The following is a 14,321-nucleotide window of genomic DNA, read 5'->3' as shown; positions in this document are numbered from 1 at the left end:
CATTGATCGGACGGCAAAGAGCAACCGGAGCGTCACACGTGCGCGGGTCGGTCGGGCACGGCGTGGACGGCCGCGCGCGCCGGGCACCGGGCCGACGGCCCGGTGCCCGGCGCGGCTCCGGTCAGCTCGCCGTACAGGTCAGCGAGGGTGTGCTGTTGGCGCCCGTGGTCGAGCCCAGGAAGCCGAACGTGGTGCTGGCCCCGGCGGCGAGACTGCCGTTGTGGCCGGCGTTGCGGGCGGTCACCGCCGATCCCTGGCTGGTGACCGTCGCGTTCCACGCCTGGGTGATCGCCTGGCCGGCCGCGAACGTCCAGGTCACGGTCCAGCCGCTGATCGCCGCGCTGCCGGCGGTGACCCGCACCTCACCCTGGAAGCCGCCGGACCACTCGTTGGTCACCGTGTACGTGGCGGTGCAGCCCCCTCCGCCGGGCGGCGGAGTGCTGGGCGGCGGCGTGCTCGGCGGAGGAGTGCTGGGCGGGGGAGTGGTGGACCCGCCCCAGCCGGCGGTCGAGTCGAGCCAGGCCGCCCGGCGCAGCATCCAGTCCCGCATGTACTGCACCTGCCCCTGCCAGGTGGGCGCGGTCGGCGTCATGAAGAAGCCGATCATCGGGGTGGTCAGGTTGGGCCAGCGCTGGAAGTTGCGCTGGGCGCCGTTGGCCAGCGGCGCGGTCAACGCGTTGATCCGGGACTGGAGGGACGCGTCGGAGAGCGGGCCGCGACGCAGCGTCTGCCAGCGCAGCCGGACCTCGTTGACGAAGGCCGGATCCCGCATCAACTGGGTGTACCAGTCGTTGGCCAGCGGCTGGCGGACCTGCTGGTACTGCCAGCCGGAGGTCTGGTCGTTGTTGAAGAAGCCACCCACCCCGAAGGTCAGGTCGTAGTCCCACAGTGGACCGGCAAAGATCTTGGTGTCGCGGTCCTTGTAGAAGTACGCGCTGCGGATGTAGGAGTCCATCTCCCGGCTCAGCTCGTTGATGATGAGCTGGTCGATGAAGGAGCCCACGTCGATGTACGCCCGGTAGCCGCTGACCGGGTCGGCGAAGTTGGGCGCCCGCAGCACGTTGTGGAACTCCTGGATGTGGTTGCGCAACCAGTCGCGCTGTTCGGGTTGTAACGGCGACGGGTCGGCCACCTCCAGGTAGTTCCAGCAGGTCGCCGCGGGGCCGCTGCACGGCAGGGTCGGTTCCTCGGCGGCCATCCACTCGAACTTCCAGATGTAGCCGCCGGTGATCCTCGGCAGCGTCCGGTCGTCGTCGCGCAGCTGCTTGAGGTCGAGGCGGTTCTTGGAGTTCTTGATCGTCTCGACGATCATGTAGACGCCCATGTAGTCGTCGGCACCGACCGGTCCGGCGTCGGTGTTGAGGTAGAACTCCGCGAAGGCGTACCGGGGGGCGGGCAGGCCCATCTGCCGTCCGAGGTCGTAGATGAACGCCTCCCGGATCAGGGCCTTGTCGGTGAACGGGCCGCGCAGCACCCAGTCGGAGTCGGCGGGCATGCCCAGCACCGGGTAGTCGGCGTCGTCGTCCTCGTTGTCCCAGAACTCGATCCGGTACGGCGTCTTGTCGAAGGTCGACGACGACTGCCCGCGCAGCCGGAACCCGGCCCGGGTGGCCACGGCGGGAGCGGCGGCCAGCGAGGTGGTCCCACCACCCGGCTCGAAGATCATGGTGGCGGCGTCGAAGTACTCCCGGTCGGGCCGGCCGGCGCCGTACGAGTCGATCAGGAGCACCGGCAGGTCGTGCGCGGTGGTGGTGTTGCGCGCGACGTACATGGCGGTGCCCGGTGCCCCCGACGCGGTCTGCCCGACGAAGGCCTGCGCCCGCAGCTGGGTGCTCCGGGTCAGGCGCACCGGAGCGTCGGCGTAGAGCGGCGACTGCGCGGTGGGCAGCCGTCCGTCGGTGGTGTAGCGGATCTGGGCGCCGCTGATGGTGGTGCTCAGCGACACCGACACCTCACCGGAGAAGGTGCCGCTGGGCACGGAGAACCGGATGTCGCCGACCAGGTCGTCGGCGGCGTCCGCGGCGGCGACGGCGTCCGCCGCGGTGGTGTCGGCGGCGGTGCGGGCGGTGTCGCTGCTCTCGGTGGCGGAACCGGTGGACGTGCCGGCAACGGGTTCGGCGCCGGCCGGTGCTGGTGACGGGACGAGGAGCCCGGCGACCAGCACGGCGACGGCCGCTATCCCCGCGGCTCGCAGGGGTGCCGCCGCGGTGCCGGCGCTGCGGACGGTCAGACGCACGATGCCTCCTGAACGGGACGGTGGGTGGTGGAGGTCGGTGCCGTGCCCACCGACGGGGTGGTGTGGAAGTGGCGGCGCAGTGTCCGTCGCCACGGGGAGTCCGGTAGGTCCGGACGGAGGGCGGCCAGGCCGGTCGCGTACTTGGAGATTCGGGCGGGCCGCAGACCTCGCTGCCAGAGCATCCGGTCGGCGGGCGAGGCCGCGGAGCTGGTCTTGGTCTCGACGACGGCGAGATCCGGCAGGTGCAGCGAGCGGTTGCCGTCCTGCCAGGCGAGCCCGGTGTCGATGGTGACCCGGCTGGCGGTGGCGGGTAGCAACAGCGTCGCCCGCCGGTAGGTGGTGATCAGTACCGGGTCGAGGATGCTGCCGGCGGGTGGGCAGACCGCCTCCCGGACGAGCGCCTCGTCGACGAAGTCGCGGCCCGGGTGGACGGTGCCACGGTCGCCCGGATCGTAGGGCAACCGGTGCTTGGTGATGCTGCCGCGCGCCCCGCTGATCTTGACTTCGAGCCAGCACTGTGCAGAGTCGAGATAGGTGCGGGTGCGTACCTTGAAGCGGCGCCGACGCCGGTAGGCCGCGCAGTGGTAGCTCGCCAGCCACGGGGTGTCGAAGTAGACCGACTCGTAGCGGAAGGAGCGCTCCCCGTCGATATCCAGCACCCTCGCGTACGGGGTGAGCTGGTCGAGCAGGTGCGGCAGCACGTCGAGCGGGACGACGTACTTGCGGTCGACCCTGGTCTGTAGGGCGGCCCGGTCGATGAGCTCGGTCAGCCCGATGGTCGCCATCCGGGCCAGCGACGCGGTCATCGGCAGCGGCGCGGTGACCGGTAGGGACGCGGTGACCGGTAGGGGCGCGGTGATCGGCAGCGGGCTCATCGGTGGGCTCCCGCGGTGGCCGGCGCGCCGGGTGCGGCGGTGGCGGCCCGGCCCTTCACCGAGTACCGCACGTCGACCAGGGTGGTCTCGTTGACCAGGTCGAGCCGCTGCACGGTGGCCGTGTGCACCCGCGCGCCGAGCAGCTGTTCCAGTTGGGCGACGAGGGTGACCTGATCGGTGACGGCCGAGTCGAGCACCATGATCTGGTGCCGGTAGTGGCGGAGCAGCCGGGGATGGTCGCCCAGGAACATCACCACGAGGATGAGCCCCATCAGGCCGGCGCTGAGCCAGACCGAGGTGGTGCTCAGCGCGCCGAGGATGCCCAGCGCCAGGGCCGAGAAGTAGTACGCGACCTCGTGCTGGTCGAGCTCCGTCGAGCGCAGGCGGATGATGGACAGTACGCCGAACAGGGCCAGCCCGAGCCCGAGCCCGGCGCCGACGTTGCTGGCGCTGAGCGCGCTCGCCACCGCGAGGACACCGACGTTGACGCCGAGATAGGCGACGACGAGATCGCGGCGGCGATGTCTTGGGAAGTAGAGCCCGAAGACGAGGAGCGCCACCGCGCAGATATCGATCGCGAACAGGACGAGCTGCGACATCTCGTGTCTTCCTCCTGGGTCGCTGCCGCGCCGGCCGGGCACCGTCCACGCTGTCCTCGGCGGAACGGGGGCGGGCGGCCGAACGCCACCGGAAATTCCGGTAAACTTGCAGGAACTATTTCGGGAATAGTAGGACGTTGAATCGAGCCACGTCAATGGCTATGTGGCATCCACCTGGGGACTTCTGGTCCATGGCTGCGCCGAAGTGGGGTTCGATAAGGGCAACGTCGCTGGTCAATGGAGGGTTACGGGCACCCCAACCACAGATGAACCGGCGGCAAACCTGAGGCGAACGTCCGTTTGTTGGGACGGGATCACGGTGCGTGTCGTGCCGGGCCCCTCGGGCCGGCGGGCGGCCCGGGTCGCCGCGCGGCGTGGTGGATCCGGCCGCCGAAGGCGCCGGTCGGGGCCGGGCGCCGTCCCGTGTCCGGTGCGACGTCCCGTGTCCGGTGCGACGTCGTCGCGTACGCCGGCGTGGTGGGTTGCCGGATGATGATCGACCGATAACCGCCGAAACCATATTGACATGTTTCGTTGAGCTGATCGAAACTACCGCTACTGGTATCGGCGTCTGTCGATCGCTTGGCAGGTGTCGTCTGCCCGGAAGGGGACCGTCGGTGTTCATGGGATCGGACCGTGCGCAGATCCGTTCGGCGCTCGTGGTACTGGCGGTGACGGCGCTCGCGCTCGCCGCGACGGTGTGGGTGGTGGCGCGAACCACCGTCGCCCGGGCCGCGGCCGGTAGCCTCGCGGTGGTGTCGCCGGTGGAGGACGAGGGCGTCGACTGCCCGGTGCCCAGCCCGGGATCGCCCCCTGCCACCTCCCGGCTCCCCGACCCCTTCCGCAGGCTGGACGGCACGCGCATCTCGACCAAGGCCGACTGGCGCTGCCAACGGGCGCAGACCAAACAGCTCGCGCAGCGGGCCGTCTACGGCGACAAGCCGGCCAGGCCGCAGAGCGTCACGGGGACGGTGTCGAGCACGAACATCACGGTGAACGTCACGCACAACGGGCGCACCGCCAACTTCTCCGCGAGCGTGCAACTGCCCAGCGGCGGCTCCGGACCGTACCCGGCCGTGGTGGTCCTGGGCGGATTCGGCGCGGACACGGCCACCATCCGGTCCGCGGGCGCCGCAGTGATCAACTACGACCCCCTCGCGGTGGGCAGGGAGGGCACTCCCCGCAGCAACAAGCAGGGCGCCTTCTACAGCATCTACGGCGCGTCCAGCAACACCGGCCTGCTGGCCGCCTGGGCGTGGGGGGTGAGCCGGATCATCGACGTGATCGAGCAGTCGGGCGGCACCATCCTCCGGGCGGACGCGACCGGCGTCACCGGGTGCTCCCGCTATGGCAAGGGCGCCTTCGTGACGGGCGCATTCGACCAGCGCATCGCGTTGACCATGCCGATCGAGTCCGGCAGCGCCGGCTCGCCCATCTTCCGCGGGATACCGGGTGAGTCCGGCGCCCAGCCGCTGAGCAGCGCGTACGACGAGCAGCCGTGGCTGGGCGACGGCTTCGGCTCCTACACCGGCAGCCCGGCGAACCTGCCGGTGGACACCCACCAGACGGTGGCCATGGTGGCGCCGCGCGGGCTGTTCATCATGGACAACCCGCACGTCGACTGGTTGGCCGCCCGTTCGTCGAGCGTCGCGGCCCTGGCTGGGGCCGAGGTCTACAAGGCGCTCGGCGCGGGCGACAACATCAGCTACTGGTCCGACGTCCAGGACGGCACGCACTGCGCCTCCCGTTCGGAGTGGCGGACCCCACTGCAGCAGAACATCCAGAAGTTCCTGCTGAAGACGGGTAACACGGCCGGGGTCTTCCGGATCTCCAGCCGGAAGGCGGGCAGCCTGTCGGAGTGGCGGGACTGGCAGACGCCGACCCTCACCGACGGCCCGACCACCCCGCCCACCACGCCTCCGACCACGCCACCCACCACGCCCCCGACGACGCCGCCCACGACGCCCCCGACCACCCCGCCCACCACTCCGCCGGCCGGCGGCGGTTGCTCGGCGTCGGCATCGATCAACCAGTGGACGGGCGGTTTCGTCGCCACGGTGCGGGTCACCGCCGGCTCGTCCCCGGTCAACGGTTGGTCGGTGGCGGTGACGTTGCCCTCGGGTGCCAGCGTCACGAACACCTGGAACGCCACCGCCGGCGGCACCAGCGGCGCGGTCACCTTCACCAACGTCAGCTTCAACGGTGCCGTCGCCGCCGGCCAGTCGACCGAGTTCGGTTTCCAGGGCACGGGCACCGGCACCGGGATCACCCCCACCTGCACCGCCAGGTAGCCTTCGCCCGCCAGGGTCCTCGGGCGGGCCGTCACCCGCCCGAGGCCGCCGCCTCTCGGTGCGCTACCCGGTGGCGTGGCGTACCGAGGCGAACGCGACCGTGAGCAACTCGCGGAAGGGGACCGCGCCCTTCTCCCGGGTCCAGATCTCGCCGGCGGCGTCCAGGCAGGTGATCGCGCTGGCGATGACGGCGGCGGCCCGCAGATCGGCCAGACCGTCGTCGGGATCGGCGCCGAGTCGTCGCTTGACCTCGGGGAGGAGGTCGGCCTGCCACTGGAGGTGCTTCTCGACGCTGCGGGCGCGCAGCGACGGCGTCCCGTACATCATCTCGGAGATCTTGAGTAGCCGCGCCGGGTCGCCGGACCTCCCGTCCGCCCCGTCGACGAGGGCCAGCACGTTCAGCAGCGCCGTCCATAGTGGCTCGTCGTCGGGGCGCTCGGCCAGGGCCTGCCGGGCACGGGGACCCTCGTCGGCCAGGTGACCCAGCACGATGTCCTCCTTCGTGCCGAAGTAGCGAAACAGCGACCGCCGGGAGATGCCCGCGGCGGCCGCGATGTCGTCGTACGTCGTGGCCTCGAACCCCTGCTCCAGGAAGAGGTCCATCGCCACCTTGGTGATCTCCGCGATGGCCGCTTGGCGGGTACGGCTCCACAGACCGTCGCTGCTCATGGGTGTCTCCCTCCCGAGGTGCAGTGTAGGCGAGTCGACCCTCGGTGACCTATTGACACTCAGTGCCATACGGGCCTACGGTGCCATTGTTGGTCTCCTCGTGAAGGGCGCGCCCATGACATCGCTGGACTACCGCAGCCAGACCGTCCTCGTCACCGGTGCCAGCTCCGGGATCGGTGCGGAGTTCGCCCGACAGCTCGCTGCCCGGGGCGCGAACGCCGTGCTCGTCGCCCGCCGCCAGGACCGGCTCGACGCCCTGGCCACCGAGCTGACCCACCGGCACCATGTCAAGGCGACCGCGATCGCCCTGGACCTGACCACGCCGAACATCGGCAGTCTGCTCGACCGGGAGGTCACCCGGCGCGGCATCGAGATCACCAGCGTCGTCAACAACGCCGGCTTCGCCACCCACGGCCTGTTCCATGAGGAGCACCTCGACCGGCTGACCGCCGAGATCGCCCTCGACGTCACCAGCGTTGTCGAGATCAGCCACCGCTTCATCGAGCGGTTACGCCGCCGCGGTGACGGGTTCCTGATCAACGTCGCGAGCATGGCGGCGTACCAGGCCAACCCGACGATGGCCGTCTACGGCGCCACCAAGGCGTTCGTGCTCAACTTCACCGAGGCACTCTGGTACGAGTCGCGCGGCACCGGCCTGCGAGTCCTCGCCCTGTCGCCGGGCGCCACCCAGACCGAGTTCTTCGACGTCGCCGGCAGCGGCGCCGACGGTGGCGCCCGCCGGATGAGCGCTGCGGACGTCGTGAGCACCGCCCTCGCTGCCCTCGATCGCCGTAACCCGCCGCCCAGCGTGATCGCCGGCCGGGTGAACCGCGCCGCCGCCGCCGGCAGCCGGCTCATCAGCCGCCGCCGAGCCACGATGATCATCGGTGCCATGATGCGCGACTCCACGACGGTGGCCTGACCACCGACCGCCCGACACCATCCGCCCGCCGCCGGCACCACAGCCTCGCCGTCCGGCTGGCCGTGGTCACCGCTCGCGTGCCGGCGCCGGGCGGTAGTCGAACCAGTCGAAGGCCGCGCTGCCCTCGGTGACGTACAGTCCGAACACCCGACCGGTGAAGCCGCCCGCTACCTCGGTGGACAGGTAGCGGCCGTCCAGTTCGGCCAGCACGACCGGGCCGTCCCCGGTGACCACCTCGAAGCTGACCGTGTCACATGGGGCGGGGCGGGCGCCGAAGGGCCGTCCGGACGCCGCGACCTGGTCGGCGGCGGTGACCGTCGGCGGGAGCAGGTCGTGGGTCCTGGTGCCGATCGCCAGGGTGACCGGGCCGGCGGGCATCGGCCGCTCGCCGAACACCTGGCGGAACGGCCCGACCCGGCCGACGACCCGTACGGTGTCGCCGGAGACCTCCAGGTCGTAATGGTGTGCCTCGTCGACGCGCAGGGTCAGACCGGCCCGCCCGGAGCCGGCGTCGACGTGGGCGGTGGCCCGGCAGTCGTGGTGCAGCTGCCGGTGGGCGACCATGGTGGCCCCGGCGCGGTCGAGGGTCGTACCGTCGGCGTGCAGGGTGAGCCAGCCGGGCCGCTCGGTCAGCGACCAGCTGGCCTCCGGCCGGCCGCGCAGCGATACCCAACCCGGCGCCAGCGTGGCAGCGTCGAAGTCGTCGCGGTGGCCAGCCGCGTCCGGTGGTGCGGCCTGGGCGGGCGGGCTGCCGGCGGGCGCGGTCACCACCTCCTCGACCGGGTCGACCACCGGCCAGCCGTCCACCCACCGCACCGGCATCAGGAAGGTTTCTCGGCCGAGCACGTGGTGCTGGCCCCGGGCCCGGATGCCGAGCAGCACCATCCACCAGCTGCCGTCCCCGGCCTGGACCAGGTCGGCGTGGCCGGTGGCCTGGACCGGCCGGTTCGTGCCGCGGTGGGTGAGGATCGGGTTGACCGGGCCGGGCTGGTAGGGGCCACGGATGTCGCGGGACCGGGCGACGGAGACGGCGTGGCCGGTGTGCGTACCGCCCTCGGAGAGCAGCAGATACCACCAGTCGTCGATGCGGTACAGGTGCGGGGCCTCCGGGTACTGCCCGCCGGTGCCGGACCACATCGGCACCGGGCCCTCCAGGACCGTGCCCGCCACCGGGTCGATCCGGTAGGACTCCACCCCCGAGACGGTCATCCAGCAGTCGCCGTTGTCATCCCAGGCCAGGGAGGGATCGACGTGCGGCAGGTCGAGGTAGACCGGCTCCGACCACGGCCCGGCCGGGTCGGTGGCGGTGACGATCAGGTGCCGGCCGAGACAGACGTTGGTGGTGACCATCCAGAACCGACCGTCGTGATGGCGGATGGTCGGCGCGAAGATCCCCCGGGAGGCGTGCGTGTCCGCCGGCAGTTCGAGCTGGGAGGGGCGGTCGAGCACGTTGCCGATCTGCCGCCAGTTCACCAGGTCGCGGCTGTGGAAGATCGGTACGCCGGGGAAGTACTCGAAACTCGAACAGACCAGGTAGTAGTCGTCGCCGACGCGGCAGACGCTCGGGTCGGGGTGGAAGCCGGGGACGACGGGGTTGCGGAACGTGGTGGAGGGGCCGGTCATGCGGACCGATGCTATGCGCATCGGTCCGTGCCTGCCTATGCCGTCGGGCCCTCATCGAACAGCATCATTGACCTTACCGTTAACACTCTTTAAGATTTGGCTGCCTCGAGGAAACCATTACCCCGTACGCCCGGCCGGTCACCGGCGGCACCACCGGTGACCGGCCGCGGCGCCGCGGCACCCTCACCTGCCAACGGGAAGGCCCTCGATGTCCTCACCACGTCCGCGCCCCCGCTCGGCCCTGGCCGCCGGTCTGCTCACCCTGGTCACCGCCGCCGCGGCCCTCGCCGTCGCACCGACCACCGCGCAGGCGGTGGTCCTGCCGAACAACTTCAAGAGCGTCGGCTACATGCCGTCCTGGACGGGCAACGTCAACTCGGTCCAGTACAGCAAGCTCACCCACATCAACTACGCCTTCGTGCTGCCCAACAGCAACGGCACCCTGCGCGCGGTGGAGAACCCCAGCAAGCTCTCCTCGCTGGTGTCGCTGGGCCGCGCCAACAACGTCAAGGTCTCTATCGCCATCGGCGGCTGGAACGACGGCGACGATTCCGCCTTCGAGGCGCTCGCCGCCAACGCCGGCACCCGCACCACGTTCGTCAACAGCGTGGTCAGCTTCGTCAACCAGTACGGTCTCGACGGTGTCGACATGGACTGGGAGTACCCGGACCCGGGCGCCTCGGCCAACAACTTCAGCCTCCTCATGCAGCAGCTCAGCAACGCGCTGCGTCCGCAGGGCAAGCTGCTCACCGCCGCCGTCGTCGCCGAGGGCTACTACCGCGACGGCGTACCGACCGCGGTCTTCAACCACGTCGACTTCCTCAACATCATGGCGTACGACGGCGGCAGCCCGCACGCCAACTACGACTGGTCGATCAACGCGGTGAACGGCTGGAAAGCCCGTGGCCTGCCGGCCAGCAAGGCCGTCCTCGGGGTGCCCTTCTACAGCCGGCCCGGCTACTACACCTACTCGCAACTGGTCGGCATGGACCCGGCCAACGCCAACCGCGACTGCACCACCGCCGGCGGCGCCCAGCAGTGCTACAACGGCATCCCGACCGTCAGGCGCAAGACCCAGTGGGCGATGGCCAACGCCGGCGGCATGATGAACTGGGAACTCACCCAGGACACCACCGGCTCCACCTCCCTGGTCAGCGCGATCTACGACACCGTCATGGGCGGCGGCACGCCTCCGCCGAGCGGCCGGACCGGCCCGATCACCGGCATCGCCGGCAAGTGCGTGGACGTCGCCGCCGCCGGCACCGCCAACGGCACCGCCATCCAGCTCTACACCTGCAACGGCACTGCCGCGCAACGCTGGACCGTGGCCACCGACGGTACGCTGCGCGCCCTCGGCAAGTGCATGGACGTGACCAGCGCCGGCACCGCCAACGGCACCACGATCCAGCTCTGGGACTGCAACGGCACCGGCGCCCAGGTCTGGCAGGCCCAGTCCAACGGCACGCTGCGCAACCCGGCGTCGAACAAGTGCCTGGACGCCACCGGCAACAGCTCCGCCGACGGCACCCGGCTGCAGATCTGGGACTGCTTCGGCGGCGCCAACCAGGTCTGGCGCCTGCCGGCCTGACCGCTGCCCGCGAGGTCCACCCACGTGGACGGCCAGCAACTCCGCTGGCCGTCCACGCCCCGCGCCACGCCCGACCTCGATGCCCGATGCTGACGCTCGGCGACGATGGCGGGAGTCGCCGCCTTGATGACGCTGCGTCACGACGCTGAGGCCCGAGGGGTTTGTCCACTCATCGCCTTTGCTCTGCTTCAATCCGCGCACAGGGCGGCTGAGCTGCGATCATTCGATGACGGCGGATCGGGCGTTCGGACCACGGTGACCACTTAGCGTTACTGTCGCGTGGGTTGAAGCAGAGCAAAGGGGCGAGAGAGCAACGGGTGTAGGGGGCGCGGACGTTACCTGTTGTGATGGTGGTCGGCGTCCGGCGTCCGGCGTCCGGCGTCCGGCGTCCGGCGTCCGGCGTTCGCGCGTGTGGGTGGGTGCGGCGGCCCAAGTGCTTCCGGCGCCGACGACCCGCCAGCGACCCGGCATCCGGCGCCAGTGCCTCGGCAACAGCACAGCCTGGCAGCGCCCGGCGGGTGACTACGCGGTCAGCATGCCGCGGGCCTGGGTGAGGCCGCCGACGGTGTCCCGCAGCGCCGCGACGATGGCGGCTTCCAGTTCCGGCCGCAGCCGACTCACCGGTACCGAGACGCTCACCGCGTCGACCGCGGGCGACGCCAGCGGTACGGCCATCGCGAAGCACATGATGCCCTCGGCGTTCTCTTCGCGGTCGACCGCGTGCCCGTCAGCCCGCACGGCGGCCAGCGCCGTGTGCAGGGTGTCGCGGTCGGTGACCGTCCGGGGCGTCAGGCGGGGCAGTGGCCAGGACAGCATGCCGTCGACCTCGTGGTCGGGATGCTCGGCGAGCAGCGCCTTGCCGAGGGCGGTGGCGTGGGCCGGCAGCCGGCGACCGATGGCGCTGTAGAGGCGCAGTCGGTGCACCGACTCCCGCTTGGCCAGGTACACGACCTGGTCGCCGTCGAGACGGCCGAGATGTACGGCCTCCCCGAAGCGGCGCGACAGCTCGTCGAGCACGCCGGTGAGCAGGCCGACACGGTCGTCGCCATCGAGGTAGGCGGCACCGACCCGGAGGGCCCGCAGGCCGAGCCGGAACCGGGTCCCGGCCTCGTCGGTCTGCACCCAGCCGCGGCCGGCCAGCGTACGCAGCAGGCCGTGCAGGCTGCTCTTCGGAATGCCGAGGGCACGGGCCAGGTCGCCCAGCGCCCAGGGGCCGGGCTGGTCGGCGAGCAGTTCGAGCACGTCGAGGGTGCGCCCGGCCGACTTGACGGGCTGGAACTCCTCGGGCGCGGTGGACACGCGGCCACTCTAATGCGGTATCCACGACAGGCCGCCACCCCCGGTGACCTCGACCGCCCCGCCCCTCGCGCCCGCCACCCCGCGCGGGCGCACCGTGCCCACGACTCGTGCCCACCCTCCGCGACCCCGACATGCGGGATGGGGCTCTCTCGCAAGCGGGATGGCCCGAACCGCCGCAAGTCGTGGTCGGCGCCGCCGCCGGGAGGGGCGCGGTGGGTGGAGTCACGGGTTGCGGTATGTCGGGGCTTTGTGCCGGCGTGATGGCCCGACATACCGCAAGTCGCGGCCGGTCCCGTCCGCCGAAGGTGGGCAGTGCCCTGGCGGAGGGCGGTACGCCTCAAGTAGGGTCACGTACGTGACTAGCGTTCACGGAGCTGAACAGTTGACTGTCGGTCGGGTGCTGCCCGTCGTGGTTCTCGACGATGCGCGGCATGCTGACCCCCTCGGCGACGCCCTGGTCAAGGGCGGCCTGACGGCGGTCGAGGTGACCCTGCGTACCGCCGCCGGGCTGGACGCCATCGCGGCGCTCGCCGCCCGTGGCGACCTGACGGTCGGCGCCGGCACGGTGCTCACCGCCGAGCAGGCCGACCGGGCGATCGCGGCCGGCGCCCGGTTCGTGGTGACCCCCGGTTTCGCGCCGGCCGTGGTCCGCGCCTGCCAGGAGGCCGGCGTGCCGGTGGTGCCCGGAGCAGCCACCGCCACCGAGATCCAGATGGCCCTCGACGCTGGCCTCGGCATCGTGAAGTTCTTCCCCGCCCAGCAGCTCGGCGGGGCCGCGATGATCAAGGCACTCGCGGCGCCGTTCCGCGAGGTGCGCTTCATTCCCACCGGTGGCATCACCGCCGCCGTGATCGCCGAGTACCTCGCCGTTCCGGCCGTCCTGGCGGTCGGCGCGAGCTGGATGGTCTCGGCGGACCTTATCGCCGGCGAGCAGTGGGACGAGATCACCTCTCGGACCCGGGCGGCGTTGGCGGCGGCCGGCGGCGCGGCATGAGCGAGCGTCAGCGAGTGAATCATCAGCTCAGTGCGGTGGTGCCTCAGGGCGGCGCGGAGCGAAGCGGAGTGCCGGCATGAGCGAAGAGCGGATCGTGACGCCCCGGCCGAAGGCCGACTGCCGCTTCGACCTGGTCTCGCTCGGCGAGGTCATGCTGCGGCTCGACCCCGGTGAGGGTCGGGTCCGCACGGCGCGCCAGTTCCGGGTCTGGGAGGGCGGTGGGGAGTACAACGTCGCCCGTGGGCTGCGCCGCTGCTTCGGCCTGCGGACCGCGGTCGTCACCGCGTTCGCCCAGAACGAGGTCGGTCGGCTGCTGGAGGACCTGATCCTCCAGGGCGGCGTCGACACCAGCCTCGTCACCTGGCTGCCCTACGACGGGATCGGCCGCACCGTCCGCAACGGGCTGAACTTCACCGAGCGGGGCTTCGGCGTACGCGGGGCCGTCGGCACCTCCGACCGTGGGCACTCCGCCGCCAGCCAGCTCGCGCCGGACGACGTCGACTGGGATCACCTCTTCGGCACGCTCGGCGTGCGGTGGCTGCACACCGGCGGCATCTACGCCGCGCTGTCGGAGACCGCCGCGCGGACCGCCGAGGCCGCCATGACCGCCGCGCGGCGGCACGGCACCATCGTCTCGTACGACCTGAACTACCGGCCCAGCCTCTGGAAGGCCGTCGGTGGCCAGGACCGCGCGCGGGAGGTGAACCGCCGCCTCGCCGGCCTCGTCGACGTGATGATCGGCAACGAGGAGGACTTCACCGCCTGCCTCGGGTTCCCGGTGCCGGACACGGACATCCACAGTGGAGCGTTGGACGCCGGCAACTTCAAGGCGATGATCGAGGCGGTCGTCCAGGCGTACCCCAACTTCAAGGTCGTGGCGACCACCCTGCGCGGCGTGCGCAGCGCGACGGTCAACGACTGGGGTGCCGTAGCGTGGGCCGGCGGCTCCTTCGCCGAGGCCACCCACCGGCCCGGCCTGGAGATCCTCGACCGGGTCGGCGGCGGCGACAGCTTCGCCTCCGGGCTGATCTACGGCCTGTTGGAACGCGACGGTGACCTGGCGCTGGCGGTGGAGTACGGTGCCGCTCACGGTGCGCTGGCGATGACCACCCCGGGCGACACGTCGATGGCCAGCCTGGCCGAGGTGGAGGCGCTGGTGCGGGGCGCCGGCGCCCGCGTGCAACGCTGAGCCGGCAACGCCGGCACGCGCCTGAGCGGGTACGTG

At 71.3% G+C, this 14,321-nt stretch carries 11 protein-coding genes; 5 read left to right on the top strand and 6 right to left on the bottom strand.

Annotated elements, in window-relative coordinates; translation table 11 throughout:
• Window positions 1-121: 121 nt before the first annotated feature.
• Genes O7615_RS29570 through O7615_RS29560 form a run of 3 tightly spaced genes read right to left on the bottom strand, consistent with a single transcriptional unit; the run spans window position 122 to window position 3,710 of the window.
• Window positions 122-2,236: a CotH kinase family protein gene (locus O7615_RS29570; protein ID WP_278181069.1), complete on the bottom strand. Its 2,115-nt coding sequence runs from the start codon at window positions 2,234-2,236 to the stop codon at window positions 122-124.
• The gene (locus tag O7615_RS29565) at window positions 2,227-3,111 is read right to left on the bottom strand and encodes a polyphosphate polymerase domain-containing protein (RefSeq protein ID WP_278181068.1); all 885 of its coding nucleotides are present in this window, start codon (window positions 3,109-3,111) and stop codon (window positions 2,227-2,229) included. The genes O7615_RS29570 and O7615_RS29565 overlap by 10 nt, the downstream gene beginning before the upstream one ends.
• Entirely contained in the window at window positions 3,108-3,710 is a 603-nt protein-coding gene (locus O7615_RS29560; RefSeq protein WP_278181067.1) for a DUF4956 domain-containing protein, read from the bottom strand. The genes O7615_RS29565 and O7615_RS29560 overlap by 4 nt, the downstream gene beginning before the upstream one ends.
• A gap of 623 nt (window positions 3,711-4,333) precedes the next feature.
• Between O7615_RS29560 and O7615_RS29555 the strand changes: the two genes are divergently transcribed.
• Window positions 4,334-6,001, top strand: coding sequence for a cellulose binding domain-containing protein (locus O7615_RS29555; protein ID WP_278181066.1), 1,668 nt, complete (start codon window positions 4,334-4,336; stop codon window positions 5,999-6,001).
• A gap of 63 nt (window positions 6,002-6,064) precedes the next feature.
• On the opposite strand, the gene O7615_RS29550 is transcribed toward O7615_RS29555, so the two are convergent.
• A complete protein-coding gene (locus O7615_RS29550) occupies window positions 6,065-6,670 on the bottom strand; it encodes a TetR/AcrR family transcriptional regulator (protein WP_278181065.1) in 606 nt (201 codons plus the stop codon).
• Window positions 6,671-6,785: 115 nt separating this feature from the next.
• Between O7615_RS29550 and O7615_RS29545 the strand changes: the two genes are divergently transcribed.
• Window positions 6,786-7,592 (top strand): SDR family oxidoreductase, encoded by an 807-nt coding sequence (locus O7615_RS29545; RefSeq protein WP_278181064.1) that lies wholly within the window; start codon window positions 6,786-6,788, stop codon window positions 7,590-7,592.
• A 66-nt stretch (window positions 7,593-7,658) separates the two neighbouring features.
• Here O7615_RS29545 and O7615_RS29540 read toward each other — a convergent pair whose 3' ends face one another.
• A complete protein-coding gene (locus tag O7615_RS29540) occupies window positions 7,659-9,215 on the bottom strand; it encodes a glycoside hydrolase family 43 protein (RefSeq protein WP_278181063.1) in 1,557 nt (518 codons plus the stop codon).
• A 208-nt stretch (window positions 9,216-9,423) separates the two neighbouring features.
• Between O7615_RS29540 and O7615_RS29535 the strand changes: the two genes are divergently transcribed.
• Window positions 9,424-10,803 carry a glycosyl hydrolase family 18 protein gene (locus tag O7615_RS29535; protein WP_278181062.1) on the top strand — a complete coding sequence of 460 codons (1,380 nt, stop codon included), beginning with the start codon at window positions 9,424-9,426 and terminating at the stop codon, window positions 10,801-10,803.
• A gap of 522 nt (window positions 10,804-11,325) precedes the next feature.
• Here O7615_RS29535 and O7615_RS29530 read toward each other — a convergent pair.
• Window positions 11,326-12,102, bottom strand: a complete 777-nt coding sequence (locus O7615_RS29530) for an IclR family transcriptional regulator (RefSeq protein ID WP_278181061.1) — start codon at window positions 12,100-12,102, stop codon at window positions 11,326-11,328.
• Window positions 12,103-12,457: 355 nt separating this feature from the next.
• On the opposite strand from O7615_RS29530, the gene eda reads away from it, so the two are divergent.
• Entirely contained in the window at window positions 12,458-13,096 is a 639-nt protein-coding gene (gene eda, locus O7615_RS29525) for a bifunctional 4-hydroxy-2-oxoglutarate aldolase/2-dehydro-3-deoxy-phosphogluconate aldolase (RefSeq protein ID WP_278181060.1), read from the top strand.
• A 76-nt stretch (window positions 13,097-13,172) separates the two neighbouring features.
• A complete protein-coding gene (locus O7615_RS29520) occupies window positions 13,173-14,285 on the top strand; it encodes a sugar kinase (protein ID WP_278181059.1) in 1,113 nt (370 codons plus the stop codon).
• The last annotated feature ends 36 nt before the right edge of the window (window positions 14,286-14,321 follow it).

Source organism: Micromonospora sp. WMMD1082, assembly GCF_029626175.1.
Lineage (GTDB): Bacteria > Actinomycetota > Actinomycetes > Mycobacteriales > Micromonosporaceae > Micromonospora.
Note: the sequence above shows the minus strand (reverse complement) of the source record. Positions and strands in the feature narration are given on the sequence as shown.

What these genes read in the sequence shown, in the direction of transcription:
- O7615_RS29565 (WP_278181068.1), bottom strand. Translation starts at nt 3,111, where the DNA reads ATGAGCCCGCTGCCGATCACCGCGCCCCTACCGGTCACCGCGTCCCTA.
- O7615_RS29560 (WP_278181067.1), bottom strand. Translation starts at nt 3,710, where the DNA reads ATGTCGCAGCTCGTCCTGTTCGCGATCGATATCTGCGCGGTGGCGCTC.
- O7615_RS29555 (WP_278181066.1), top strand. Translation starts at nt 4,334, where the DNA reads ATGGGATCGGACCGTGCGCAGATCCGTTCGGCGCTCGTGGTACTGGCG.
- O7615_RS29550 (WP_278181065.1), bottom strand. Translation starts at nt 6,670, where the DNA reads ATGAGCAGCGACGGTCTGTGGAGCCGTACCCGCCAAGCGGCCATCGCG.
- O7615_RS29545 (WP_278181064.1), top strand. Translation starts at nt 6,786, where the DNA reads ATGACATCGCTGGACTACCGCAGCCAGACCGTCCTCGTCACCGGTGCC.
- O7615_RS29540 (WP_278181063.1), bottom strand. Translation starts at nt 9,215, where the DNA reads ATGACCGGCCCCTCCACCACGTTCCGCAACCCCGTCGTCCCCGGCTTC.
- O7615_RS29535 (WP_278181062.1), top strand. Translation starts at nt 9,424, where the DNA reads ATGTCCTCACCACGTCCGCGCCCCCGCTCGGCCCTGGCCGCCGGTCTG.
- O7615_RS29520 (WP_278181059.1), top strand. Translation starts at nt 13,173, where the DNA reads ATGAGCGAAGAGCGGATCGTGACGCCCCGGCCGAAGGCCGACTGCCGC.